Source organism: Streptomyces bauhiniae (genome assembly GCF_004784475.1).
Lineage (GTDB): Bacteria > Actinomycetota > Actinomycetes > Streptomycetales > Streptomycetaceae > Streptomyces > Streptomyces seoulensis.
In genome coordinates, this window is record NZ_SRRT01000003.1 from 769,142 (window position 1) to 793,800 (window position 24,659).

The following is a 24,659-nucleotide window of genomic DNA, read 5'->3' on the forward strand; positions in this document are numbered from 1 at the left end:
CGTCTCTGCCCGCGGAAATCTGCCCGCGGAAACGAAAAAGCCCCTCACACAGGAGGGGACGCCGCGCCGATGCCGACCGTCCGGTGCGACCGGTGGTCGGTACTGATCAGCGCGGCTCGCTAAGCAGAAGGCGTACAGCACGCATGGCGCTAGGGTACCGCAGCCCTTGAGCAAGCCGCGACGCGCTTGCGTATGCAGGTGAGACATGTCCGTACGGCCGCCAGATCTGAATCCGGGTCAAGGATTACTTCGCGTAACAGTCACTAAGGGACGACGCCGCAGGTGATTCGTCCTTTGATAACAACGCAATAACTCAAACCTCGTACTGATCGGTATGGCTCCACCTAGAGTTCGGCAGCGGGACCGCCTTCCCGAAACTGCTCGGAGTTGCCCCCATGAACCCTCGTCGTAGTAACAGCTCGCTCCCCAAGCCCGGCCGGTCGGCCTATGGGGTGGCGTCCGCTGTCGTCCTGCTGCTCATACCGGTGGTCGTGCTGGTGGGAGGCAGTCAGTTCCAAGAGTTCCTGAACTTCGGCGCGGGCGTGCTGTCCCTCGTCTCGCTGAGCTGTTCGGTCATCTGGGGCCTGGTCGCCCAGGACCGGGTGCTGCTCAACACGCGCCAGCGGATCATCGGCCAGGCGGTGCACCGGACGACGGCGGTCGGCTCGATCGCGTTCCTGCTGCTGCACATCACCACCAAGATCGCGCTGGACCACACCCAGCTCATCGCGGCCCTCATCCCCTTCTCCCTCGGCGTCACCGGCAGCGGCGGTCTGATCGGCCTGGGCTCCCTGGCGGGCCTGCTGATGGTCTTCGTCGGCGTCACCGGCGCCCTGCGCAGCAACTTCGCCACCCCGGCCCCCGTGGCCGCCCGCTGGCGCGCGATGCACATGCTGGCCTACCCGGCGTGGTGCGCGGCCCTGGTGCACGGGCTGTACGCCGGCCGCCAGGCCAAACCCATCTTCGTGATCCTCTACGGCCTCTCCCTGCTCGGCGTGATGGCCGGCCTGGCCCTGCGCGCCGCCCCCCGCCCGGTCAAGCGCCGGATCGCCGACCGCCTGGTCGGCCTCTTCGGCGGCGGCGAGCCCTCCGACCTGGACCGCCTGGAGGCGAGCCGGAGCCGCCGCAACGAGCCGGGCTTCGACAACCGCCGCGAACCCCGCCGCGCCCCCGAGGCCCCGTCCGGCCCGCTGTACCAGTCCCCGGCCGCCCCCGCCCCGGACCCCGGCTTCGCCGCCGCCTACCGCACCGCGGGCGCACCGGGCACCCCCCGGCAGACGGTGAACACCGCCGGTCCCGCGTCGAGCTGGCCGGTGCCGTCCCCGCCCCCGGTCGGCGAGGCCCCGCCCTCCTCCTACGACCCGATGCAGGACACCGGATACAACATCCCCGCCTATGGCAATCCGGGCACCCCCGGATACGGCGGAAGTGATGTGTACAACACCGGTGAGACGAACGCCCGCTACGGGACGTACAACTCCTCCGACACGTTCAACAGCGGTCCCGCCTCTGAAGCGACCCCCGGCGCCGGATACGACGCGCCGGGTTCGGGCGAACCCTGGAACACGCCTTCCGGAGGCCATAGGTGAACGAGGCCCTTCCCGACGTCCCCGAGGTCCGCGTGGTCGGACTTCCCCAGCTCACGTCGGGTTTCGACCTTGTGGAACGGCTCGACCTGCCCATGCATCTCAAGGTGCACGGGCCGCTCGAGCCGCTCGGCGGTGAGCAGCTCGCGCAGCTCGCCGAGAAGATCCATCTCAAGGGGCGCGGCGGCGCGGGCTTCCCCTTCCACAAGAAACTCCGCTCGGTCGCCGAGTCGGCGATCAAGAAGGGCGTACGCCCGGTCGTCGTCGTCAACGGCAGCGAGGACGAGCCGGCCTGCCGCAAGGACACGGTGCTGATCAACCGGGCCCCGCACCTCATCCTGGACGGCGCGCTGCTGTGCGCCGAGGCGATGGGCGCGCGCACGCTGGTGATCGGCGTGACCCGCGAGTCCACCCAGCGCTCGATGGAGGCGGCCCTCGCCGAGCGCGGCCTGAGCAACTCGCGCCGCTCGGCCCTGCGCGCCTGGGTGCAGCGCAACCCGGTCCGCATGGTCACCGGCGCCGCCGCCTCCCTGATCCGCTCGGTGGACGGCGGCCCGGCGATCCCGCCCGGCCGGAAGATCAGCGCCTCGCAGAGCGGCGTCGGCGGGGTCCCCACCCTGCTCTCCAACGCCGAGACCTTCGCCCAACTGGCCATCGCCGCCCGCATCGGCCCCGAGCGCTACGGCAACACCGGTCTGTACGACGAGCCGGGCACGGTGATGCTGACGGTGTCCGGCGCGGTCGCCCGCCCGATGGTGATCGAGGCGCCCACGGGTGTGCCGCTGCGCTACATCCTGCAGCTCGCCGGTGCCCCGCCGGTGCCGCAGGGCGTGCTGACCGGCGGCTACCACGGCAAGTGGATCGACGCGGCGACGGTGAACGAGGCGGTCGTCTCCCGCAACTCGCTGGACGCGGTGGGCGGTGCGCTGGGCGCGGGCGCGATCCTGCCGATCAGTCAGGAGACGTGCCCGCTGGGCGAGTCGCTGCGGGTGGCGCAGTGGCTGGCCGACGAGAGCGCCGGGCAGTGCGGCCCGTGCTACCTCGGGCTGCCCGCCGCCGCGCGGGGCATGGAGGACATCATCAACGGCGGCGGGCCGGCCGCGCTGGAGGCGCTGAAGCAGGTCGCCAAGAACGTGAAGCGGCGCGGGGCGTGTTCGCACCCGGACGGCTCGGCGATGTTCCTGGAGTCGACCATCAAGGCGTTCACGGACGACCTGGCCGCCCATGTCCTGGGCAACGGCTGCGGCCGCCCCGTGGAGGGCGTGCTGCCGCTGTTCGAGGACGGCAAGCTGCCCGCCGGCATCACGGGCGGCGCGGCGCCGGAGGAGTCCGGGGGCAGCCGCCAGAAGATCTACGTGGACTGGACGCTGTGCCGGGGCCACGGGCTCTGCGCGGACATCCTTCCGGAGGTCTTCGAGCTGGGCGCGGACGGCTTCCCGACCGTCGCCCAGGCCCAGGTCCCGCGCTACGCGGAGGCGAAGGCGCTGCGCGCGGTACGCCGCTGCCCGGCGCTCGCCCTGCGCATCGAGGAGGACACCCGCGGCCAGGCGCCCGCCCGGAACCTCCCGGTGGTCTCCCAGGGCCGCGGACGGCGCGCACTGGGCCGCTGACCCCGCTGCCAACACGGCGAAGGCGGACCGTCTTTACGACGGTCCGCCTTCGATTTCTGTGGAGCTAAGGAGAATTGAACTCCTGACCTCCTGCATGCCATGCAGGCGCTCTACCAACTGAGCTATAGCCCCTTGTTGTTTTCCGCCCGGTTTCCCCGGCGGCGATGCCAACATTACACGGACCCCGGGGTGGAACACCAAATCGGTTCCGCTATGTCCGTTATGCCGCGCTGCCGGTTATGCGGTGACGAAGGAGTAGAACCGCTTGAGCGTGCAGTGCTCCTCCAGCAGCCGGCCGTAGATCGGCTCCCCCTCGAGTTCGCGGTACGTCTCGATGGGGTCGCCTTTTATGATCAGCGCCCGTGCGCATTCCTCGCACCAGTACTGGTAGTCGGGGTTGATCGGCTCCATGTCACGGACGATCGGGGTGCCGCTCCCGCACCAGTCGCACTTCCGCCTGTGTGCACCCATCGCTCAGCTCCGGCTGTGGCCGCAGGCCACGTGCGCGGAACCTCCAAGGATGCGCGCAGGCATCGCCACTCCCTCCCGTCGGGCCGAGCCCCCTTCCGGCCGTCTGATTCTGCCACGGCCGGGCCTGCACGGTCAGCGACGCCTCAGTACCGGTCCGGACACGGTCGCCCCCGGACGAAGACCGTTCGCAGAGGTATACGACCATGGAACGCGATCGACTCAAGCGAGCGGCTGACGCGGGGGAGATGCAGAAGATCCCGCCCCTCGAAGGGACGGGATCTTCATCACCGATCTCTGATCACTCACCAGGAGTGCCGATCTGTGGAGCTAAGGAGAATTGAACTCCTGACCTCCTGCATGCCATGCAGGCGCTCTACCAACTGAGCTATAGCCCCTCGCGTTCCTCCCGCTCCGCGGGCCGAACAAGAAGAACTTTAGCCTGTGACCTGCCGGAAAGTGAAATCCGGGTCCCGGGCCCCCGACCAGGGGGCTTCGGCGCGGCTCAGTCGTCGTCGCCGAGGACCGGCTCGGGCAGGGTGCCCGCGTTGTGCTCCAGCAGCCGCCAGCCGCGGGCGCCCTCGCCGAGCACCGACCAGCAGCAGTTGGTCAGGCCGCCGAGGCTCTCCCAGTGGTGCGACTCCAGGCCGAGCAGCCGGCCGATGGTCGTACGGATGGTGCCGCCGTGGCTGACCACCACCAGGGTGCCGTCCTCGGGGAGCTTCTCCGTGTGCCGCAGCACCACGGGGGCGGCCCGGTCGGCGACCTCGGTCTCCAGCTCGCCACCGCCGCGCCGGACCGGCTCGCCGCGCTTCCAGGCGGCGTAGTCGTCGCCGAACCTGGCGATGATCTCCTCGTGCGTCAGGCCCTGCCAGACGCCCGCGTAGGTCTCCCGCAGCGCCTCGTCGCGGACGACGTCGAGGCCGGTGAGGGCGGCCAGCTCGTCGGCGGTGTCCGAGGCGCGCTTGAGGTCCGAGGCGATGATCGCGTCCGGGCGCAGCGAGGCGAGCTGCCGGGCGGCCCGGCGGGCCTGGGCGACGCCGGTCGCGGTCAGCTCGACGTCCGTGGTGCCCTGGAAGCGGCGTTCGACGTTCCACGCGGTCTGGCCGTGCCGCCACAGGATGATCCGGCGGCCCCGGCCCGGGCGGTCGGTCACCTCACCGGTGGCGCTCATCAGCGCTCCTGGCCGGGCTCGTCACCGGCCTCGTCCGCGTGCAGCTTGGCGTGCTCCTCGGCCTTGCCGCGGGTGGCGCGGGCCTCCTCGGGCAGCTCCAGCTCTGGGCAGTCCTTCCACAGGCGCTCCAGGGCGTAGAAGACGCGCTCCTCACTGTGCTGGACGTGGACGACGATGTCGACGTAGTCGAGCAGAATCCAGCGGGATTCGCGGTCGCCCTCGCGGCGGACGGGCTTGGCGCCCAGCTCCTTCTGCAGGCGCTCCTCGATCTCGTCGACGATCGCCCGGACCTGGCGGTCGTTCGGCGCGGAGGCCAGCAGGAACGCGTCCGTGATCGACAGCACGTCGCTGACGTCGTAGGCGATGACGTCGTGGGCGAGCTTGTCGGCGGCCGCCTGGGCGGCGGTGTTGATGAGTTCGAGGGAACGGTCGGTGGCGGTCACTGTGCGGCTTTCGTTCGAGGACGGGGTGCGGTGTGCGAAGACTCGGGTCGGGCGCGGGGCGCTTGCCGGAGGCACCAGGACTCCAAGGGTCTCACGCGCGGCCGGGCCCACCCCACGTGTTCCGGTGCTCACGTGGGGTGTGCCGCGCCGGTTCAGGAGGCGGCAGGCTGGTAGTCCTGGCCGAGGACGACGAGGACGTCGGCGCCGGAGGAGACCGCGCCCTTGCTCACGGAGCCCGCGGGCAGGCCCAGGGTCTTGGCGACCTCGACGGCGTTCTGCTTGTCGGCGGGGTCGGAGTAGACCACCTTGGAGGCGGCCTGGGCGCCGGAGGCGGTGCCGCCCTCGATGAAGCCGAAGCCGCCGCCGAGCAGGGTCACGCGGGCCTTGTCGGTGTCGTCCTTGGCGCCGGTGGCGTTCTGTACGGCGACCCGGACCGCGGAGCCGGCGTCGGGGCTCTTGGCGGTACCGCCCAGGATGTTCTTGACCACACTGTCGCTGGTCCCGGCGCTCAGCGTGCCGTCGCTCTGCACCGGCAGCGGCACCGTCTGGTACTTCCCGTCCTTGGCGAGGTCGGCCAGCTTGGCGAGGAAGGTGCCGAGGTCCTTGTCGGTCAGCGGCGGGTCGAGGATCTGCGCGAGGGTCTGCACGGTGGTCGTCGCGGCCGACGGGTCGGACGACAGCTTGCGCAGGGCGCCCTGCATGACCTCACCGAACCGCTTGAGCTGGGCGTTCTCGGTCTCGCCGGGCCCCCGGTAGGTGGCGTAGGCGACGGCCGCCTTGCCGCTGAGGGTCTGCGCCGTGCCCTGGTGCACCAGGGGGGCGGAGCCCTTCTTCTTGGCGTCGGGGTCGGGCACGTCGGTGTCGGTGTCGATCTCGATGTTGCCGACCAGCTCCACGAGGTTCTGGAGGTAGGGGGTGTCCAGCCGCCAGGTGCCCTGGATGTCGGTGCCGAGGACGGTGTCGAGCTGGTCGCGGGTGCCGGAGGAGCCGTCGTCGTCCACCGACTTGGCGAGCGTGGTGGTGGTGCCCGAATCGTCGGTCAGCGCGAGGGAGTTGGGGAGCAGGACGGTGGTGCCGCGCTGGGTCGTGGTGTTGTCGACGAGCAGCACGGTGGAGGTGCCGCGCTTGCCGGTGTCGTGCAGGTGGACCACGATCACGTCGCGCTTCTGGGCGCCCGCGGTGACGGTGGTGCCGGTCGCGGTGCCGGGCGAGGAGACGCCGGGCAGCTTCCCGGCGTACCAGAGGTAGCCGACGCCGCCCGCGACGACCAGGGCGAGGACCACGCCGAGGGCAATGATCCGGCTGCGGGCGCGGCGGCGGGCCTCCTCGCGGCGCTCGGTGCGGTTCTCGGTGAACTTCAGCCAGTCGATGACGTCCTCGGAGTCGCCGTCCGGCTCCTCGACGAACGCGAACTCCCCGTCCTGGCCCGCCTTTTGGCCTTCGGCCGGGGGCGCCTCGGTCCTGGCGTCCTCGTCGGGCCGCGTCTGCTGCGGGATGTAGGCCGTCTGTTCGGTGACCCTGGGCTGCTGTCCACTGGTCGCGGCCTGCCCGTAGGGGTCGTAGCCGGGGGCGGGGTCCTGGGCGCCGGTCCCGTACGGGTCGTAGGGGGCCTGCTGGTTCCCGTAGGGGTCGTAGCCGGGCGGTATGGGCTGTTGCTGCCCGGTGTCGTAACCGCCCTGGGGGTAACCCTGTTGCTGCCCGTAGGGGTCGTACGTCCCCTGCTGCGGCTGCTGTTGGGACGGGACCTGCTGGTACACCGGGCGGCCGTAGTCGTCGTAGCCGACGATCTCGTACTGGTCCCCTCCGTAACTGTCGTCGCCGTACCCAGCTTCGTATCGGTCGTTCACCGGTGGCCCCTCTCGGCTCACTCGCCGCGGTACAGCTCGCGCTTGTCGATGTAGCGGACGACCCCGTCCGGGACCATGTACCAGATGGGGTCCCCCTTGGCGACTCTCGCCCGGCACTCGGTGGAGGAGATGGCCAGCGCGGGCACCTCGACCAGGGAGACACCGCCCGCCGGCAGCCCGGCGTCGGTCAGTTGGTGGCCGGGGCGGGTGACGCCGACGAAGTGGGCGAGGGAGAAGAGTTCCTCGGAGTCGCGCCAGGTGAGCAGTTGGGCGAGGGCGTCGGCACCGGTGATGAAGAACAGGTCGGTGTCGGGGTTGAGGGCGCGCAGGTCGCGCAGGGTGTCCACGGTGTAGGTGGGACCGCCGCGGTCGATGTCGATGCGGCTGACGGAGAACTGCGGGTTCTCGGCGGTGGCGATGACCGTCATCAGATAGCGGTCCTCGGCCGGGGAGACGGCCCGGTGCGACTTCTGCCAGGGCTGGCCGGTGGGCACGAACACCACCTCGTCCAGTTGGAACCGGGCGGCGACCTCACTGGCCGCCACGAGGTGCCCGTGGTGGATCGGGTCGAAGGTGCCGCCCATGACGCCGAGCCTGCGCCGGCCCGTGCGGGCGGGGCCGTGGTCCGCCGTGCTCCGTGCCGGCTCGTCCACGGTGCCCTCCGCCGGACCGGTAGGCATGTCCTGCTCTCCCATGCGTGCAGACCCTACCGGCCCGGCCTGCGGCTTCTCGCCGGGGACCGGCCGGGCTTCAGCGGTCGCGGTTGAAGCGGGTGGTGATCCACAGCAGGAGCAGCAGGATGAACAGGGCGCCGCCGCCGGTGATCGCGGGGTTCAGGCTGTTGTGGTTGCCGCCGTGCTCTGCGCCCTCGGCGGCGAGAGTGACCAACTGGGCAGCGGTGCTGTGGAGGCTCATCTTCGGCGTGACCTATCGCGTGTGGGCGGGATAAAGACGTCTGTCCATCGTAAGCGGGCACCCCCTCGGCGATCACGCCGACTCCGGCAAAGGGGCCCGGCGGGAACCCGGCGGAGGTGTCAGTCGTCCTTCTGCTTGTAGCCGCGCAGGAGGAACCAGCCGGTCAGCGCGCAGCCCACGACCATCACGATCAGCACGATCCGGAGCAGGTTGCCCGGCCCCTGCTGCTGGGCGGCGCTCGACGCGGCCTCGGTCAGCCAGGCGGCTGCGGGGTGGTGCTCCATGACATGACTCCTTTGGGGGTGCTGCCCGTCCACGGTATATCCGCCTAGGCTGGGCCCGGTCCGGGGGGCGCAGCGGGTTATCCGAGACGCAGGGGGAACGACATGTCCGACGACCGCCACGAGCAGGCCGGCCAGGAGCGGGTGCCCGGCAGGCACCGCAGCCGCTTCCCGGGGATCTCCTCGCGCGCGTACGAGCATCCGGCGGACCGCTCCGCCCTGGTGGCGCTGCGCAAACTGACCGGATTCGACACGGTGTTCAAGGCGCTGAGCGGGCTGCTGCCCGAGCGGAGCCTGAAGCTGCTGTTCCTGTCCGACTCGGTGCGGGTCTCCGACCGCCAGTTCGCCCACCTCAGCGACATGCTCCGGGACGCCTGCTACATCCTGGACCTGGACAAGGTCCCGGCGATGTACGTCACGCAGGACCCGAAGCCGAACGCGATGTGCATCGGGCTGGACGAGCCGGTGATCGTGGTGACCACCGGTCTGGTGGAGCTGCTGGACGAGGAGGAGATGCGGGCGGTCGTCGGCCACGAGGTGGGCCACGCGCTGTCCGGCCACTCCGTGTACCGCACGGTGCTGCTGTTCCTGACCTCGCTGGCGCTGAAGGTGGCGTGGATTCCGCTGGGCAATGTGGCGATCATGGCGATCGTGACGGCGCTGCGGGAGTGGTTCCGCAAGTCCGAGCTGTCGGCCGACCGGGCCGGGCTGCTGGTGGGCCAGGACCTTCGGGCGTCGATGCGCGGCCTGATGAAGATCGCGGGCGGCAACCACCTGCACGAGATGAACGTGGACGCGTTCCTGGAGCAGGCCGAGGAGTACGAGGCCGGGGGCGACCTGCGGGACTCGGTGCTGAAGATCCTGAACGTCCTCCCCCGCTCGCACCCCTTCACCACGATCCGGGCGGCCGAGCTGAAGAAGTGGGCGGACTCCCGTGACTTCCAGCGGATCATGGACGGTCACTACCCGCGCCGCGAGGAGGACAAGGACGCCCGCGTCGGCGAGTCCTTCCGCCAGTCCGCCGCGAGCTACGCGAGCGAGGTGCGCACCAGCAAGGACCCGCTGATGAAGCTGGTCTCGGACCTCGCGGGCGGTGCGGGCGACCTGGGCGGCCGGGTGAAGCGGGGCTTCAACGGCTTCGCCGGGCAGCCGCCGAAGGACGGTCCCGCGAAGGACGCCCCGGCAGGAGGCTGAGCGCCCGCGCTCACACGTGCGGCTGGGCGGTGTCGGCGAGCGTGCCGCACAGCGCCGCGGCGCCGGTCCCGTAGGGGTCGGTGCCGGGCGGTCCGCCCGCCTTGGCGTGCTCCCCGGCCAGCAGCGGCCGCAGATAGGCGGCGGTGTCCGCGGCGCAGGAGAGCGGGCCCGCCTGGGTGCTGGAGACGGTCAGCCGGGTCTGGCCGATGCGCAGGGTGTCGCGGTCGAAGCGGAAGGTCAGCTCGCGGCGCACGGTGAACAGCGACACCGGGGTCCTTCCTTCGGTGCCGGCCGCGCGCACGGCGTAGACGAAGGTGCCGTCGGCCACGACCTGGAGGGTGGCCGCGTCGGTCTCGGTCACCTTCAGGGCGCCGCGGGTGCGGATGTCGTCGTCGGCGAGGGCGGTGCGGGCGGGGTCGAAGCGGACCATCCAGCCGGTGGGCGCGTGCCTGCCGTCGGCCGCCGGGGCGTCCATGCTCCGGTCGAACTGGTCGAGCTGGTCGGCGGCGATCAGGGCCCGTACGGGGCGTACCTGGCGGCCGGTGAGCACGTCGGGGTCGAGCGCGGAGTGCAGGACGTACTTGCGGGCGGTGTCGAGGGCCGCGAGGACCTGGCTGTCGGAGAAGTGCGCGGTGGGCTGCGAGGGAGGCAGCGGCATCCCGGCGAGGCCCACCGCGAACCGGGCGGCGGGGCTGCGGGCGTACAGCGTGCGGGCGTCGGGGGCGCCGGGCACCGGGCCGCGCGGGGCGAGGGGGACGACGCTCATCCGCAGCGGCTCGGTGGATCTCTTCACGGGGGCTGCGCCGTACGGGTGGCGGAAGCCCATGAAGACGGCGGTGCCGAAGGCCACGGCGAGCAGCAGCAGGAGCACCATCGCCTGCCGGGGGATGCCCCGGCGCAGTGGCGGGCGGCGGCGTACGGCGGGGGCGTGGTCGCTGACGCGTTCGCGGGCGGAGGACTCCTGGAGCCGGGCAGCGCGGACGAACGACTCGTCGAACACGACGGATCGGTACTCGTCCTCGGCACCGCCGGGAGCGCCCTCGGGGGTGCCCTCCGGTGGGTCTCCAGGCCCGCCCATACCTTCAGGGTAGGTCGCGGCGGGCTCGGGTAAACGCGCTGGTACGCGACAAGTTCTGACAGGTTCCCACCAAAGACGCCGAGCGGGTGTCAGGGGGTGGGCGGTATCGCGGTGACGGCCGGCCGGGACTGCTCGGCGGTCAGGGAGGGCACGGCGGCGCCGTCCCGGCCGAGGCCGGTGGAGGCGGGGGCGGGCACCCGGTCGCGGCTGCCCGAGGAGGCGCCCCGGTAGACGGCGGCGAAGGCCAGCGCGACCATGCCGACGCCCATCACCACGGCGAGCAGCCAGGCCACCGGCCGGTGCCAGCGCAGGCCCGCGAGGGGGCCCTCGTGGCCGTCGTGCGCGTAGCGGCCGTCGAAGTCGTCGTCGTCCAGGTCGTGGCCGAAACCGCTGCCCTCGGGGCCGTAGCCCTCGTCGTAGGGGTCGGCGGGGGCGTGGGTGCGGCGGCCCTCGGCATCGGCGGCCTCGGCTCGTGCCTCGGCGGCGGCGAGGAGGCGTTCCACGGCGCTGGGCTCGTGGACGGTGGCGGCGGCGACGAAGGCCGCGTCGAAGACCACGGAGGCGAACTCTTCGTCCGACCTTCCGCGGTCGTGGTCGTCGTCGGGCTCCCAGCCGTCAGGGAACGGCGTGCCCCCCACGTCCTCCGGCACGGGTCCAGAGTAGACCTGGGGGGTCAATTTGGGCAGACGGTACGGAAATTCGTCCGTCGTCCCGTGGGCGCTTCGCGGAGAGGCTCAGGGGCGTACGTGGCCGTCGCCGGTGACGATGTACTTGGTGCTGGTCAGCTCCGGAAGACCCATGGGGCCACGGGCGTGCAGCTTCTGGGTGGAGATGCCGATCTCCGCGCCGAAGCCGAACTGGCCGCCGTCGGTGAAGCGGGTGGAGGCGTTCACGGCGACCGTGGTGGAGTCCACCAGACGGGTGAAGCGCCGGGCCGCCTGCTGACTGGTGGTGACGATCGCCTCGGTGTGCCCGGAGCTCCACAGCCGGATGTGCTCGACGGCCTTGTCGAGGGAGTCGACCACGGCGGCGGCGATGTCGTACGACAGGTACTCGGTCTCCCAGTCCTCCGGCACCGCCTCCACCACGGTCGCCTTCGTGCCCTCGGCGTGGGCCAGGACGCGCGGGTCGGCGTGCACGGTGACCCCGGCCCCGGCGAGCGCGTCCAGGGCGCGGGGCAGGAAGGCGGCGGCGATGTCCTGGTGGACCAGCAGGGTCTCGGCGGCGTTGCAGACGCTGACCCGCTGGGCCTTGGAGTTGACCAGGATGTCGATCGCCATGTCGATGTCGGCGTCGGCGTCCACGTAGACGTGGCAGTTGCCGGTGCCGGTCTCGATGACGGGGACGGTGGACTCGCCGACCACGGTCCGGATGAGGGAGGCGCCACCGCGCGGGATGAGCACGTCGACCAGGCCGCGGGCGCGCATCAGCTCGCGCACGCTCTCCCGGCTCTCCCCCGGCACGAGCTGCACGGCGTCGGCGGGCAGTCCGGCGCCCCCGACGGCGTCCCGGATCACCCGGACCAGGGCGGTGTTGGACTCGTAGGCGGAGGCGGAGCCGCGCAGCAGGACGGCGTTGCCGGACTTCAGGCAGAGCGCGGCGGCGTCGACGGTGACGTTCGGCCGGGCCTCGTAGATGATGCCGACGACGCCGAGGGGGACGCGGACCTGGCGCAGGTCGATGCCGTTGGGCAGCGTGTTGCCCCGGACGACCTCGCCGACCGGGTCGGGCAGCTTCGCCACGTCCCGCACGTCGGCGGCGATGGCGCGCACCCGCTCCGGGGTGAGGGTGAGCCGGTCCACTACCGACTCGCTGGTGCCGTTCTCCCGCGCCTTGGCCACGTCGCGGGCGTTGGCGGCCACGATCTCGGCGGTGCGGACCTCCAGCGCGTCCGCGACGGCGAGCAGCGCGTCGTCCTTGTCGGCACGCGGCAGCGGCGCGAGGTCGGCGGCGGCCGCCCTGGCCCGGTAGGCGGCCTGGGTGACCGGCGAGAGGGAGTCGTACGGGGAGAGCGTGGTCATGGGGGAAGGGTAGTGCGGTGCGCGCATCCCTCCGGAGGCTGTTCCACCCCGCGAGACGGGGCAAAACGCCCCGGCTCAGAAGGGGTGGACCCCTACGGGGGTGGCCGGTGCGGGGCCGTAGCCCTCGGCAATGCGCTGGTGGTAGGTCTCGCGGTCGATGACCTCCAGGCCGACGATCTCCCAGGGCGGCAGCCCGGCGGTCTGCCGGTGCTCACCCCACAGCCGCAGCGCGACGGCGGCCGCGTCGTGCAGGTCGCGGGCCTCCTCCCAGTACCGGATCTCCGCGTGGTCACCGGCGTATCTGCTGGTCAGGAGGAAGGGGTGGTCGTGGGCGAGCTGTTCGAGGGCCCGCCGCAGATCCTGTACGGGGACGCGCTCCCCGGAGACGCTGAGGGTGACGTGCCACAGGCGGGGCAGGTCCTTGGGCTCCTCGTAGGTGTCCCCCGCCGCGACGCTCGTCAGAGCACCGCGGGACGCCGCCCCAGGACGGACTCGTCTCACGACGGCCTCCTTCACGCATGGCCCCTTGACGGAACGTGTCCCTTCAACACGCCCCCGCAACAAAGTTGAGCAGGCCGCAGGGCTCCGCGTGGCGGTTTTACGGAACGTCCCCCACCGGGGGCGTCCGGCGTGCCCGGCTTTTCCGGCGCGGGGGCGGCGGTCAGGGGTGCAGGAGTACCAGGTCGTCCCGGTGGACGACCTCGCGTTCGTAGGCCGGGCCCAGCTCGCGTGCCAGCTCGCGGGTCGAACGCCCGAGCAGCTGGGGCAGCTCCCGGGCGTCGAAGTTCACCAGCCCCCGCGCCACCGCCTGCCCGGCCCGGTCCCGCAGCTCCACCGGGTCCCCGGCGCTGAACTCGCCGGTGACGGCGGCGATCCCGGCCGGCAGCAGCGAGCTGTGCCGCTCGACCACCGCGCGCACCGCGCCGTCGTCCAGGGTGAGGGAGCCCTGCGGGGTGGAGGCGTGCTGGAGCCAGAGCAGCCGGCCCGCCGAGCGCTTGCCGGTGGGGTGGAAGCAGGTGCCGGTGTCGCCGCCCGCGAGGGCGTCGGCGGCGTGCACGGTGTTGGTGAGGACCACGGGGATGCCGGCGGCGGCCGCGATCCGGGCGGCCTCGACCTTGGTGACCATGCCCCCGGTGCCGACGCCCGCCTTGCCCGCGCTGCCGATCTCGACCCCGGCGAGGTCGGCCGGGCCGCGCACCTCGGCGATGCGGGAGGTGCCGGGGCGGGCGGGATCGCCGTCGTAGACGCCGTCGATGTCGGAGAGGAGGACCAGCAGGTCGGCGTGGACGAGGTGAGCGACGAGGGCGGCCAGCCGGTCGTTGTCGCCGAAGCGGATCTCGTCGGTGGCGACGGTGTCGTTCTCGTTCACGATCGGGAAGGCGCCCATCGCCAGCAGCTTGTCCAGGGTGCGGGAGGCGTTGCGGTGGTGGGCGCGGCGGCTCATGTCGTCGCTGGTGAGCAGGACTTGGCCGACGCGGACGCCGTAGCGGGCGAAGGAGGCGGTGTAGCGGGCGACCAGCAGGCCCTGGCCGACGCTGGCGGCGGCCTGCTGACGGGCGAGGTCCCCCGGGCGGCGGTCCAGGCCGAGCGGGGCGAGTCCGGCGGCGATGGCGCCGGAGGAGACCAGCACGATCTCCTTCTCCCCGCCACCGCGCGCCTTCGCCAGCACGTCGACCAGCGCGTCCACGCGGTCCGCGTCGAGTCCGCCGGCGGCGGTGGTCAGCGAGGACGACCCCACCTTGACGACGATCCGCCGGGCCTCGCCCACGGTCTGCCTTGCGCTTGCCACCTTGCCCGCTTCTCCTCTCGCCCCGGTCCGTGTGCCCGCAATCTACGGGAATGCCGGTGGCCGGTGCAGCCGGGTTTCAGCAGGCGGACGGCGGGTGCGGTGAAGGTACGGCATGCGGACGGGGCACGTTCTGCGACCATGGAGCCCATGCGAAAAGGCGGTGCGGTACGAGCGGTTGCGGCTCTCGCGGGCGGGGCGTTGCTCGTCCTGGGGGCGACGGGGTGCGGGGGCCCGGACAAGAAGGACTCGGGTGCCGCGCACGCCCCGGACGACAGGAAGGCCCCGGAGACCGGCCTGAAGCGGCTGCCCGGCGTCGGTGACCGGCTGTGGAAGCGCGTGCCCGCGCAGTCCCGGCAGGTACTGGTCGTCTCCGGCGAGGGACGGAACTCGGCCGATTCGCACGCGGCGCTGTACACGAAGAAGGGGTCGGCCTGGACGCGGGAGCGCGACTGGGCCACGCACAACGGCCGCAAGGGCTGGACGACGAACCACCACGAGGACGATCTGCGCAGCCCGGTCGGGGTGTTCACCCTCAGCGACGCCGGCGGGGTGCTGGCCCAGCCCGAGGCGAAGCTGCCCTACACCGAGTCGGCCGCCTTCCAGGCGCCGCACTACTGGAAGAAGTCGTACTGGCACGACTTCGACCTGGTCATCGCCATCGACTACAACCGCGTCAAGGGCACTCCGCCCAACGACCAGACGCGCCCGCAGGGGCAGTCCAAGGGTGGCGGGATCTGGCTGCACATGGACCACGGCAGCGGTACGTCGGCGTGCGTGAGCCAGTCGAAGGCGGACATGGAGTACCTGCTGCGCACGCTGGACCCGAAGCAGCACCCGGTGGTGGTGATGGGGGACCAGGCGGATCTGAAGGTGTGAATACGGTGAAGCGCCGGTGCGAAAGTCCGCACCGGCGCTTCTCGCTGTACCCGGTCCCGCTGTATCCGGATCAGCCGTGGCGGTGACGCCAGCCCTGCCAGGCGGAGTCGATCATCTCGTCCAGACCGTGCCGGGCCGTCCAGCCCAGCTCGGCGTGGATGCGGCTCGCGGCGGCCACCACGCGGGCGGGGTCGCCGGCGCGGCGCTCGGTGACCTCGGGGGTGACGTCCTCGTTGCCGGTGGTCTTGAGGATGCGGTCCACCATCTCGCGGACCGAACTGCCCTCACCCCGGCCGATGTTGAGGACCAGCGAGGTGCCCTCGGGGGCCTCGCGCAGCCGGACGGCGGCGGCCTGGTGGGCGGAGGCGATGTCCTGGACGTGGATGTAGTCCCGTACGCAGGTGCCGTCCTCGGTGGCGTAGTCGTCGCCGAAGATGCGGGGGGCCTCGGACGCCTCCAGGCGCTCGAAGACCATGGGGATGAGGTTGAACACACCCTCGTCGGAGAGTTCGGGCGCGGCCGCTCCGGCGACGTTGAAGTAGCGCAGGCTGACGGCGCGCAGGCCGTGGGCGCGGGCGGCGGCCGCGATGAGCCACTCACCGACGAGCTTGGTCTCCCCGTAGGGGCTCATCGGGGCGCACGGGGTGTCCTCGGTCACGAGGTCGACGTCGGGCATGCCGTAGACGGCGGCGGAGGAGGAGAAGACGATCCGCTCGACGCCGGTGGCCGTCATGGCGGCCAGCAGGGTCTGCAGGCCCGTCACGTTCTCGCGGTAGTAGTGGAGCGGGCGCTCGACCGACTCCCCCACCTGCTTCCTGGCGGCGATGTGCACCACGCCGGTCACGCCGTGCTCGCGCAGGGTGCCTTCGAGCAGCTCCTGGTCCAGCACGCTGCCCACGACCAGCGGGACCCCGGCGGGGACCCGGCCGGCACTGCCCGTCGACAGGTCGTCGTACACGACGACGCTCTCGCCGCCCGCCGTCATCGCGCGCACCACGTGCGAGCCGATGTATCCGGCGCCTCCCGTGACCAGCCAGCTCATTCCAGGGCCTCCTCGAAGTTCCTTACCGGCAGCAGACTCCTTGATGGTCCGGGGAAAATCTAATCCGACATCCCGTGACGGACATTCCGAAAAAGGACGTGAGCGGAGATATGAGATGGACCACGTCGCGCGGCGGAAAGGAGCGATTCGCGCTGCGGGAGCGTCCTTGTACTCTGTGGCGGCGGCACGATTGGGCCCGTCGGCGGACAGAGTTCACTCCCAGTTCACTCCGGTCCCGGCCCACACTCACGTGATCGGTTCTCGGAACAGGTTGTAAAGGATGCCCAAACTCTCTCTCGTCGTCCCTGCGTACAAGGTGCAGGCGTACCTCGCGGAGTGCCTCGACTCGATCCTCGAACAGGACTTTCCGGACTTCGAGGTCATCGCCGTCGACGACTGTTCCCCGGATGCCTCGGGCGCCATTCTGGACGAGTACGCGGAGCGTGACCCCCGTATTCACGTGATTCACCTCACGGAGAACGTGGGCCTCGGCCGGGCGCGCAACGCGGGCATGGAAAAGGCGACGGGCGAGTACCTCCTGTTTCTCGACAGCGACGACACCCTCACCGAGGGCGCGCTGCGGGCGATAGCCGGGCGGCTGGAGGCCGCCGGTGATCCGGAGATACTCGTCTACGACTACGCGCGCAGCTACTGGGACGGCAGAATCCTCCCCAACCAGCGCGCTGCCCTGCTCCGCCCCGACGGCCCGGAGTCCTTCCCGCTGTCCGAGCGTCCCGAGCTGCTGGACCTGCTCCAGATCGTCTGGAACAAGGCGTACCGGCGCGACTTCGTCCTCCGCATGGGCCTGAGCTTCCCGCCCGGCTACTACGAGGACGCCCCCTGGACGTTCTGCTCGATGATCAGCGCCGAGCACATCGCCCTGCTGGACCGGGTCTGCGTGATGTACCGCCAGCGCCGCGAGGGCGGCAACATCCTGAAGACGGTCAGCCGCAAGCACTTCGACGTCTTCGACCAGTACGGCCGCATCTTCGACTTCCTGGACGCGCACCCCGAACTCGACCAGTGGCGCGGGCCGTTGTTCCGCAAGATGACCGACCACTACCTGACCGTCCTCACCAAGCCCGGCCGGCTGCCGCAGAACGCGCGCGCCGAGTTCTTCCGCCGCGCCTCCGCCGACTACCGCGCCCGCCTCCCCAAGGGCTTCGCCCGGCCCGGCGGCAACCTCGGCCACAAGTACGCGATGCTGGAGCGGGGTTCGTACCTCACGATGGCGAGCGCGCTGGGCGCGGTGAAGCTGCGCCAGGCGGTCCGCCGCCGGGCCCGCACCACGCTGAACCAGTCCAAGCGCAACGCGATGGGCGTGTTCTACCAGTCCCAGCTCAAGCTGCCGCTGGACGAGAACCTGGCGCTGTTCTCCGCCTACTGGAGCCGCAGCGTCTCCTGCAACCCGGCGGCCATCGACGCCGAACTCGCCCGGCTGGCACCGCAGGTGCGCCGGGTGTGGGCGGTCCAGGCGGACGCGGTGGACCGGGTGCCGGCCGGACACGAGTTCGTGCGGGTCGGCTCGCGCGAGTACTGGTCGGTGCTGGCCCGCGCCAAGTACCTCGTGAACAACGTGAACTTCGCGGACAGCGTGGTCAAGCGCGAGGGCCAGATCCACCTCCAGACCCATCACGGCACCCCGCTCAAGACCATGGGCCTGGACCAGCGCAAGTACCCGGCGTCCACCAGCATGAGCTTCGACAAGCTCCTGGAGCGCTGCGACCGCTGGGACTACAGCCTCAGCTCCAACCGGTTCTCCACCACGGTGTGGGAGCGGGTCTACCCCTGCTCGTACGTCTCGCTGGAGACCGGCTACCCGCGCAACGACATCCTCGTCAACGCCACCGCCGAGGACGTGCGCCGGGCCCGCGCCTCACTCGAACTCGCCGACGGCACGCGGGCGTTCCTCTACATGCCGACCCACCGCGAGTACCAGGCCGGCTTCACCCCCAGCCTCGACCTGGTCCGGCTCGCCGACGAACTCGGCCCGGACGTCACGCTGATGGTGCGCGGCCACTACTTCTACGGCAACTCCAGCCACGTGGAGGAGCTGCGCCGCAGCGGCCGTATCGTCGACGTCTCGGGGCACCCGCGCGTGGAGGAGCTGTACCTCGCCGCGGACGCCCTGATCACGGACTACTCCTCCGCGATGTTCGACTACGCGGTGCTGGACCGGCCGGTCATCATCTACGCCTCCGACTGGGACATCTACTCGGCGGTGCGCGGCACCTACTTCAACCTGATGGAGGAGCCGCCCGGCGCGGTGGCCACCTCGCAGGCGGAGCTGATCAGGCTCCTCGAATCGGGCGAGTACGACGGGCCGGAGGCGGCCCGCTACCGTGACCGGTTCCGCAGGCGCTACTGCGAATTCGACGACGGCCGCGCGGCCGAGCGGGTGGTGCGCCGGGTCTTCCTCGGCGAGGAGGACATGCTGCCCCTCGTCCCGTTCGCCGACCGTCACCACGCACCGACTCCCCCGCAGGCGCTCGAACCGCTCGAGCGGGCCTGACCACTCATGAGGAGAGACAACCCGACCATGGCCCCTCGGCTCAGTGTGATCGTTCCCATCTACAACGTGGAGCGCTACCTGCCCGCCTGCCTCGACTCGCTGGCGGCGCAGACCTTCCAGGACCTCGAGGTCCTGATGGTCGACGACGGCTCCCCCGACGACTCGGCCGCGATAGCCGCCGAGTACGCGGCCCGCGACGAGCGGTTCCACCTCATCCGCAAGGAGAACGCCGGTCTCGGCGCGGCCCGCAACACGGGCATCGCGCACATGTCCGCCGACGCGGAGTACCTGACCTTCGTCGACAGTGACGACGTCATCCCGCCGGACGCCTACCGGCTGATGGTGAGCAGCCTGGACGAGACCGGCTCGGACTTCGCCACCGGCAACGTCTTCCACCTCAAGGGCGAGCGCTCCTGGCAGGTGCCGCTGCTGAAGATGCTGGCCGGCGAGGCCCGCAAGCGCACCCACATCTCGAAGATCCCGAAGCTGGTCGCCGACCGCATCGCCTGCAACAAGGTCTTCCGCCGCACCTTCTGGGAGGGCCAGGGCTTCTCCTTCCCCGAGGGCATCCTCCACGAGGACATCCCGGTGGTGCTCCCGGCGCACTACAAGGCCGAGGCGATCGACATCATCGGCGAGCCGACCTACTACTGGCGGCTGCGCGAGGGCGAGTCGGCGCCGTCGATCACCCAGCGCCGCCGGGAGCCGCAGGCCATCCGCGACCGGGTCACCGCGGTCAGCATGGTCAGCGACTACCTCGCCCAGCAGCCCGGCGCCGAGTTCGCCGAGTACAAGCGCCAGTACGACGACCGCGTGCTCCGCGACGACCTGCGGCTGTTCCTGCGGGTCGTGCCGGACGCGACCGCCGAGTTCCACGAGGCGTTCCTGGAGGCGACCAACCGTTTCCTCGACACCATCGACCCGAAGATCGTCATGGCGCTGCCGACGGACCTGCGCGTCCAGTGGCTGCTGGTGCGCAAGCACGCCATGCCCGAGCTGATCGCCCTGCTGGCCTCCCAGCGCCGCAAGGACCCGGTCGAGGTCTCCGGCACCTTCCGCAAGTACGCCAGCTTCCGCACGTTGGAGGAGAGCGGCTTCGAGCTGCCCAAGGCGGCGCTGCGCATCGACGGCGACCTCGGTCTGCGCGCCCCGCTGCGCGCGGCGACCTGGCAGGGCGGCAAGCTGCTGCTGTCCGGCGACGCCTACATCGACAAGATCGACATGTCGGCCAAGCGGAGCAGCCTGAAGGTCGTCCAGCTCAAGCGGTCCGGTTCGCGCCAGCGCATGTTCCTCCCGGCGAAGAACGTCTACCGCCCGGAGACCACCACCGACTCCGGCCAGAAGCGCTACAACTACGACTGGGCCGGCTGGGAGCTGGAGCTGGACCCGGCCAAGCTGCGCAAGGGCGGCGCCTGGCGCGAGGGCCTGTGGCACGTCGGCATCAACGTCTACGCCTCCGGCCTGGTGCGCCGCAGCGCGGTGTGGGCGCGCGGCGGCGCGGCGGCCAACTTCGCGCCGTACCAGTGGCTCGACGACGACTTCCGGATGCTCCCCGTCGTGGAGCGCGGGGCGCTCAAGCTGCGCGTGGAGAAGGTGCGCGCGCTGATCACCGACCGCCGGATCACCGCGGACTCGGTCGAGATCGACGGCGAGCTGCGCACCGACCTGAAGTCCGGCGAGGAGCTGTCGCTGCGGCTGACCAACGCCAAGAGCGGCGAGGTCCGCTGGTACCCGATCGACGTCGGCCGTGCGGGGGCGCGCACCACGTTCCAGAGCCGGGTGCCGCTGTCCGACGTGGTGCTGCTGGCCAGCGAGGACGTCGAGGACCACGCCCAGCCCGAGCGCCGGCTGTGGAGTGTCGCGCTGCTGGCCAAGTCCCCGGACGGTACGCAGCGCCAGTTCGGCAGTGTCATGGGCGAGGGTCTCGCGGACCTCTCCGCCGACGTGCCCGAGTCCTTCGGCGCGGCCGGCGCCAACCGTGAGGTCGCGCTGATCTCCGGCAACAACGGCTATCTGAAGATCGTCGGCCGGGTGCGCCGGGCCGTGCTGACCTCGGTCGCCGTCCGGGAGGGCCGGATCGCGGTCGGCGGGCGCGCCTCGCGCGAGCTGATCGGCTCCGAGCTGGTGCTCAAGGCCAGCAACCGCTTCGACGAGCGCCGGGCGTCGGTGGACTGGGCGGACGACGGCACCTTCACCGTCTCCTTCGACCCGTCCGTGATGGGCGGCTCCGGCGGGGTCCCGCTGAAGGCCGGCCGCTGGAACCTGCTGCTGCGCAGTGAGAACGGGAGCGTGCCGGACGCCGAGTTCGTCATCGACCGGCTCGCCGCCGCGCAGTTCCCGCTGCACACCGAACTGGGCGGCCGCCGCTACTGGTTCGAGAGCCGCTGGGGCGACTTCCCGCAGCTCAACTGCCGTTCGGAGCTGACCGACCTGGAGCGCGGCCCGTACCGCATGCTCCAGTTGCGCCGCGAGGTGTACGAGCCCGGCCGCGAGCAGCCGCTGCGCGACCAGGTGTTCTTCCTCAGCTACAACGGCAAGCAGTACTCGGACAGCCCGCGTGCCATGCACGAGGAACTGCTGCGCCGGGGCAGCGACCTGAAGTTCCTGTGGGCCGTGCGCGACGGCCAGGTCAACCTGCCGCCCACCGCCGACAAGGTCCGCATGTGGGGCCGGGAGTGGTTCGAGGCGCTGGCCACCTCGCGCTACATCGTCACCAACGGGCACCTGCCCGAGTGGGTGGAGCGCCGCCCCGGCCAGGTCATCGTGCAGACCTGGCACGGCACCATGCTGAAGAAGATCGGTCACGACATCGAGACCCTCTACTTCGACCGCGAGTACCAGAACCGGCTGGCGCTGGAGGCGAAGAACTGGAGCCTGCTGGTCTCCTCCAACCGCTTCTCCACGCCGATCCTGAAGCGTGCCTTCTCCTACGACGGTGAGATCCAGGAAGCGGGTTACCCCCGCAACGACTACCTGTACTCCCCGGACAAGGACAAGATCGCGGACAAGGTCAAGGAGTCGCTGGGCATCCCGAAGGACAAGAAGGTCGTGCTGTACGCGCCGACCTGGCGCGACGACCAGTCGCACAGCGCCGGCCAGTACCTGTTCGACCTGCGGATCGACCTGGAGGACGCGCGCCGCCGCCTCGGCGACGACCACGTGCTGCTGATCCGCCGCCACTCCAACGTGGTCGACGCGGTGCCCGGCGCGGGCAACGGATTCGTCTTCGACGCCTCGGAGTACCCGGACATCGCCGACCTGTACCTGGCGGCGGACATCATGATCACCGACTACTCGTCCGTGATGTTCGACTACGCCCACCTCAAGCGGCCGATGCTCTTCTTCACGTACGACCTGGAGCACTACCGCGACAAGCTGCGCGGGTTCTACTTCGACTTCGAGCAGGACTCGCCCGGCCCGCTGATCGACAACTCCGAGGACCTGGTGAGCGCGATCCGCGACATCGACACGGTGTCCGCGGAGTACCAGGAGCGGTTCGACCGCTTCCACCACCTGTTCTGCGACCTGGACGACGGCCACGCCTCGGCGCGGGTCGTGGACCGGATGCTGGAGCAGGCCAAGGAGATCTGAGGCTGAACGCGTGAAGGGGCCGGGCCCGGAGGGAATGCCCTCCGGGCCCGGCCCCTTTTCGTCCGGGTCTCTTCAGAGGCGGACGGTCTTCACCGCGAACTGGCCGGTCAGGGTGAAGTAGGGGCGCAGCTCGGTCTCCCGGCGGCGGACCTCCGGCTTCGGTCGCGGGGCCGGCTTCAGCACCCGCTTGGCCTCGCGGAGGGCGCGCTCGCCCAGGGAGAAGGACCGCTCCTGGAGGGCGCCGGCCACGGCCTCCTCGGTGACGAGCACGGGCCTGGGCAGCACGAACACGTCGATCGGGCTGAGCACGTCGGTGGCCAGCTTCGCCAGCGCCACCCGCTCGGCACCGGCGGCCGGGCGCACCCAGAAGTCCCAGACGATCTCCGAGCCCGTGCCGCCGGTGTGCTCCCCGGCCAGGGCCGCGCAGTCCACGACGGCGGTGACGGTGCCGCCCCCGGCGTCCTGGAGCGGGTAGGCCAGCACGCGCTTCTTGTCGCGCCGGTGCACCGCCTCCAGCACCGCGCCCTCGCCGACGGCCGCGCCCCACAGACCCGCGCGCAGCCGCAGGGTCCGCTCGCCGGCCTCGATGTCCCCGGCCTCGGCGTGCGTCGCGCGCAGCACGCTGCGCGCCCGCAGCCGGCCCTCCTGGTCCCGGTGCGGCAGCAGCAGCGCGAGCGACGGGCCCTCGGTGCGGGGCAGTTCGACCGCGAGGAGATCCCGCGTGTCGCAGCCGAAGCCGTCGGCGGACAGCGGCACCTCGGCGCCCGCCGGGGTGGCCAGCGCCAACTGCCAGGTGCCCTCCGGGAGTCCGCCGTCCCACGGCACCAGCGCGTCCCCGCCGGGGGTCAGCGCGAACCGGCGCTCCTCGGGGGCCTTGCCCTCCTTGCGCAGCACCAGCTCGGCACCCTCGGCGCTCGCGGGCAGCGGGCCCACGGCGATGTGCAGGCTCCCCTGGTCGTCGGCCCGTACGGTGGCGTCGCGGGGCAGCTCCTTGCGGGCGTACGCCTGCGCGAGGATCTCCTCGAACCGCTCGCGGCTCGCCGTCTCCTGGAACCGCTCGGCGCCGGTCACCGCGGCCTCGGCCATCTTCCGCCGCAGCTCGTCGTCCCGGACCAGCCGCAGCACGGCCTCCGCCATGGCGTCCACGTCCCCGCACGGCACGATCAGGCCGTCCTCGCCGTCGGTGAGGATGTTGCGCGGCCCGTGGTCGGCGTCGGTGCTGACGACGGGCAGCCCCGCCGCCATGGCCTCCACGACGACGTTGCCGAACGCCTCCCGCTTGGAGGGCAGCACGAACAGCGAGCCCTTGCCGAACTCGGGCGTCACCGGCGCGGCCGGCCCCATCAGCAACACATGGCCGGACAGACCGAGTTCATGGATACGGGCCCGCAGCCGGGCCTTCTCGGCACCGCTGCCGTAGATCCGCAGCGTCCAGTCCGGCGCCTCGGCGTGCACGCGGGCGAACGCCTCGACGAGCAGCGCGTGGTTCTTGTTGTCGGTGAGATGGCCGGCGGAGATGACGACCTTGTTGGTGCCGCGCGAGCGGACCGGCGCGGCCGGCACGCAGTTGGGCATCACCGCGAGCCGGTCGCGGACACCCGGCACCTGCCCGGCGATGCTGTCGGCCTCCTCCGGGGTGAGCGCGGTCAGCGCGTCCAGGTGGAGGTAGGCGGGGAAGAGCTTCTTCTTCATGTCGTCGGCGTAGATGAGCGGCATCGAGTGCTCCTGGGCCACGCGCAGAAAGCCCCCCTGGGCGTGCGCCAGCAGCACGGTGATGCGCGGGTTGGAGCTGACCACCACGTCCGCGTCGGTGGTGGCGAGGTACTCCAGCAGCCGCAGCTCGGCCAGCCGGCTGACCACCGGCTTCTGCACCCCGGTGTTCGGCGGGTAGACCAGCGTGAACCGGTCGGCCAGCGGATCGTCCACGTCCGAGACGGGCGAGTACGGGCGCAGATCGGTCAGGGCCCGTACCGTCACCCGCGGGTCCAGCGGGAAGTACGACTCGTCGCGGACCTTGCGCAGTGCGACGATCTCGACCTCGTGCCTCTCGGCGAGCGCCCCGGCGAGGTTCTGGGTCGCGCTCACCACCCCGCCCATGTGGCAGAGGTCGCGGACCAGGAATGCGATCTTCACTGTGTGCTCTTCCCCCATGGCGCGTGAGCGCCTCCCGTGTTCCGGCTCAGGTGACTAGACGGGGAGAAGCGGTAAAAGGTTACTCGCCAAGAGGTCATA

At 71.2% G+C, this 24,659-nt stretch carries 20 protein-coding genes and 2 tRNA genes; 6 read left to right on the top strand and 16 right to left on the bottom strand.

The genetic code is table 11. The annotated features are described in order from the left end of the window. Positions 1–395: 395 nt before the first annotated feature. Together E5083_RS13610 and E5083_RS13615 are read left to right on the top strand one after the other, a co-directional pair. The gene (locus E5083_RS13610) at positions 396–1,589 is read left to right on the top strand and encodes a cytochrome b/b6 domain-containing protein (protein ID WP_208754040.1); all 1,194 of its coding nucleotides are present in this window, start codon (positions 396–398) and stop codon (positions 1,587–1,589) included. Continuing rightward, the gene (locus E5083_RS13615) at positions 1,586–3,196 is read left to right on the top strand and encodes an NADH-quinone oxidoreductase subunit NuoF family protein (protein WP_031183656.1); all 1,611 of its coding nucleotides are present in this window, start codon (positions 1,586–1,588) and stop codon (positions 3,194–3,196) included. The genes E5083_RS13610 and E5083_RS13615 overlap by 4 nt, the downstream gene beginning before the upstream one ends. A 59-nt stretch (positions 3,197–3,255) precedes the next feature. Here the strand turns inward: E5083_RS13615 and E5083_RS13620 are convergent. The 9 genes from E5083_RS13620 to E5083_RS13655 all read right to left on the bottom strand — a co-directional run bounded on the left by E5083_RS13620 (position 3,256) and on the right by E5083_RS13655 (position 8,327). Next, positions 3,256–3,328 (bottom strand) — tRNA-Ala (locus tag E5083_RS13620). A gap of 105 nt (positions 3,329–3,433) precedes the next feature. Further along, positions 3,434–3,667 carry a hypothetical protein gene (locus E5083_RS13625; RefSeq protein WP_006136074.1) on the bottom strand — a complete coding sequence of 78 codons (234 nt, stop codon included), beginning with the start codon at positions 3,665–3,667 and terminating at the stop codon, positions 3,434–3,436. Between the two features lie 322 nt (positions 3,668–3,989). After that, a tRNA-Ala gene (locus E5083_RS13630) sits at positions 3,990–4,062 on the bottom strand. 107 nt (positions 4,063–4,169) lie between these two features. Then, complete coding sequence (locus E5083_RS13635) at positions 4,170–4,838, bottom strand: histidine phosphatase family protein (protein ID WP_135785903.1); 669 nt, start codon at positions 4,836–4,838, stop codon at positions 4,170–4,172. Beyond that, on the bottom strand, positions 4,838–5,281 hold the full coding sequence (gene rsfS, locus E5083_RS13640) for a ribosome silencing factor (protein WP_031183654.1): 444 nt from the start codon (positions 5,279–5,281) through the stop codon (positions 4,838–4,840). Before rsfS ends, E5083_RS13635 begins: the two co-directional genes overlap by 1 nt. 152 nt (positions 5,282–5,433) lie before the next feature. Next, positions 5,434–7,128, bottom strand: a complete 1,695-nt coding sequence (locus tag E5083_RS13645; protein ID WP_135785904.1) for a LytR C-terminal domain-containing protein — start codon at positions 7,126–7,128, stop codon at positions 5,434–5,436. A gap of 17 nt (positions 7,129–7,145) precedes the next feature. Then, positions 7,146–7,823, bottom strand: a complete 678-nt coding sequence (gene nadD / locus E5083_RS13650) for a nicotinate-nucleotide adenylyltransferase (protein WP_135785905.1) — start codon at positions 7,821–7,823, stop codon at positions 7,146–7,148. A 55-nt stretch (positions 7,824–7,878) separates the two neighbouring features. Beyond that, a complete protein-coding gene (locus E5083_RS31200) occupies positions 7,879–8,043 on the bottom strand; it encodes a hypothetical protein (protein WP_030814997.1) in 165 nt (54 codons plus the stop codon). Positions 8,044–8,162: 119 nt separating this feature from the next. Continuing rightward, entirely contained in the window at positions 8,163–8,327 is a 165-nt protein-coding gene (locus E5083_RS13655) for a hypothetical protein (protein WP_130333618.1), read from the bottom strand. Between the two features lie 102 nt (positions 8,328–8,429). Here E5083_RS13655 and E5083_RS13660 point away from each other — a divergent pair, with 102 nt between their 5' ends. Continuing rightward, positions 8,430–9,518, top strand: coding sequence for a M48 family metallopeptidase (locus E5083_RS13660; protein ID WP_135785906.1), 1,089 nt, complete (start codon positions 8,430–8,432; stop codon positions 9,516–9,518). 10 nt (positions 9,519–9,528) lie between these two features. On the opposite strand, the gene E5083_RS13665 is transcribed toward E5083_RS13660, so the two are convergent. From E5083_RS13665 to proB, 5 genes are all read right to left on the bottom strand, one after another. Next, complete coding sequence (locus E5083_RS13665) at positions 9,529–10,596, bottom strand: SCO2583 family membrane protein (protein WP_135785907.1); 1,068 nt, start codon at positions 10,594–10,596, stop codon at positions 9,529–9,531. Positions 10,597–10,685: 89 nt separating this feature from the next. After that, entirely contained in the window at positions 10,686–11,246 is a 561-nt protein-coding gene (locus E5083_RS13670) for an SCO2584 family spore wall biosynthesis protein (RefSeq protein WP_167513533.1), read from the bottom strand. 84 nt (positions 11,247–11,330) lie between these two features. Continuing rightward, positions 11,331–12,617, bottom strand: coding sequence for a glutamate-5-semialdehyde dehydrogenase (locus E5083_RS13675; protein WP_135785909.1), 1,287 nt, complete (start codon positions 12,615–12,617; stop codon positions 11,331–11,333). A gap of 75 nt (positions 12,618–12,692) precedes the next feature. Further along, positions 12,693–13,118 (bottom strand): hypothetical protein, encoded by a 426-nt coding sequence (locus E5083_RS13680; protein ID WP_030815012.1) that lies wholly within the window; start codon positions 13,116–13,118, stop codon positions 12,693–12,695. A 160-nt stretch (positions 13,119–13,278) separates the two neighbouring features. Next, the gene (proB, locus tag E5083_RS13685; protein ID WP_135786004.1) at positions 13,279–14,385 is read right to left on the bottom strand and encodes a glutamate 5-kinase; all 1,107 of its coding nucleotides are present in this window, start codon (positions 14,383–14,385) and stop codon (positions 13,279–13,281) included. Between the two features lie 168 nt (positions 14,386–14,553). Here proB and E5083_RS13690 point away from each other — a divergent pair, with 168 nt between their 5' ends. Next, complete coding sequence (locus E5083_RS13690; protein ID WP_135785910.1) at positions 14,554–15,282, top strand: L,D-transpeptidase family protein; 729 nt, start codon at positions 14,554–14,556, stop codon at positions 15,280–15,282. A 70-nt stretch (positions 15,283–15,352) separates the two neighbouring features. On the opposite strand, the gene galE is transcribed toward E5083_RS13690, so the two are convergent. Continuing rightward, complete coding sequence (galE, locus tag E5083_RS13695) at positions 15,353–16,324, bottom strand: UDP-glucose 4-epimerase GalE (RefSeq protein ID WP_135785911.1); 972 nt, start codon at positions 16,322–16,324, stop codon at positions 15,353–15,355. A 280-nt stretch (positions 16,325–16,604) separates the two neighbouring features. Here galE and E5083_RS13700 point away from each other — a divergent pair, with 280 nt between their 5' ends. Together E5083_RS13700 and E5083_RS13705 are read left to right on the top strand one after the other, a co-directional pair. Beyond that, entirely contained in the window at positions 16,605–18,836 is a 2,232-nt protein-coding gene (locus E5083_RS13700) for a bifunctional glycosyltransferase/CDP-glycerol:glycerophosphate glycerophosphotransferase (protein WP_135785912.1), read from the top strand. A gap of 27 nt (positions 18,837–18,863) precedes the next feature. After that, complete coding sequence (locus E5083_RS13705; protein WP_135785913.1) at positions 18,864–22,427, top strand: bifunctional glycosyltransferase/CDP-glycerol:glycerophosphate glycerophosphotransferase; 3,564 nt, start codon at positions 18,864–18,866, stop codon at positions 22,425–22,427. Positions 22,428–22,499: 72 nt separating this feature from the next. On the opposite strand, the gene E5083_RS13710 is transcribed toward E5083_RS13705, so the two are convergent. Next, a complete protein-coding gene (locus E5083_RS13710; protein ID WP_244317491.1) occupies positions 22,500–24,560 on the bottom strand; it encodes a glycosyltransferase family 4 protein in 2,061 nt (686 codons plus the stop codon). Between the last annotated feature and the right edge of the window lie 99 nt (positions 24,561–24,659).

Bases quoted from the DNA above. Each gene is read 5' to 3' on its own strand.
- nadD (WP_135785905.1), bottom strand. From the start codon at position 7,823: ATGGGAGAGCAGGACATGCCTACCGGTCCGGCGGAGGGCACCGTGGAC.
- E5083_RS13635 (WP_135785903.1), bottom strand. From the start codon at position 4,838: ATGAGCGCCACCGGTGAGGTGACCGACCGCCCGGGCCGGGGCCGCCGG.
- E5083_RS13610 (WP_208754040.1), top strand. From the start codon at position 396: ATGAACCCTCGTCGTAGTAACAGCTCGCTCCCCAAGCCCGGCCGGTCG.
- galE (WP_135785911.1), bottom strand. From the start codon at position 16,324: ATGAGCTGGCTGGTCACGGGAGGCGCCGGATACATCGGCTCGCACGTG.
- E5083_RS13660 (WP_135785906.1), top strand. From the start codon at position 8,430: ATGTCCGACGACCGCCACGAGCAGGCCGGCCAGGAGCGGGTGCCCGGC.
- E5083_RS13655 (WP_130333618.1), bottom strand. From the start codon at position 8,327: ATGGAGCACCACCCCGCAGCCGCCTGGCTGACCGAGGCCGCGTCGAGC.
- E5083_RS13705 (WP_135785913.1), top strand. From the start codon at position 18,864: ATGGCCCCTCGGCTCAGTGTGATCGTTCCCATCTACAACGTGGAGCGC.
- E5083_RS13690 (WP_135785910.1), top strand. From the start codon at position 14,554: ATGCGAAAAGGCGGTGCGGTACGAGCGGTTGCGGCTCTCGCGGGCGGG.
- E5083_RS13625 (WP_006136074.1), bottom strand. From the start codon at position 3,667: ATGGGTGCACACAGGCGGAAGTGCGACTGGTGCGGGAGCGGCACCCCG.
- E5083_RS13675 (WP_135785909.1), bottom strand. From the start codon at position 12,617: ATGACCACGCTCTCCCCGTACGACTCCCTCTCGCCGGTCACCCAGGCC.
- E5083_RS13700 (WP_135785912.1), top strand. From the start codon at position 16,605: ATGCCCAAACTCTCTCTCGTCGTCCCTGCGTACAAGGTGCAGGCGTAC.
- E5083_RS13665 (WP_135785907.1), bottom strand. From the start codon at position 10,596: ATGGGCGGGCCTGGAGACCCACCGGAGGGCACCCCCGAGGGCGCTCCC.
- E5083_RS31200 (WP_030814997.1), bottom strand. From the start codon at position 8,043: ATGAGCCTCCACAGCACCGCTGCCCAGTTGGTCACTCTCGCCGCCGAG.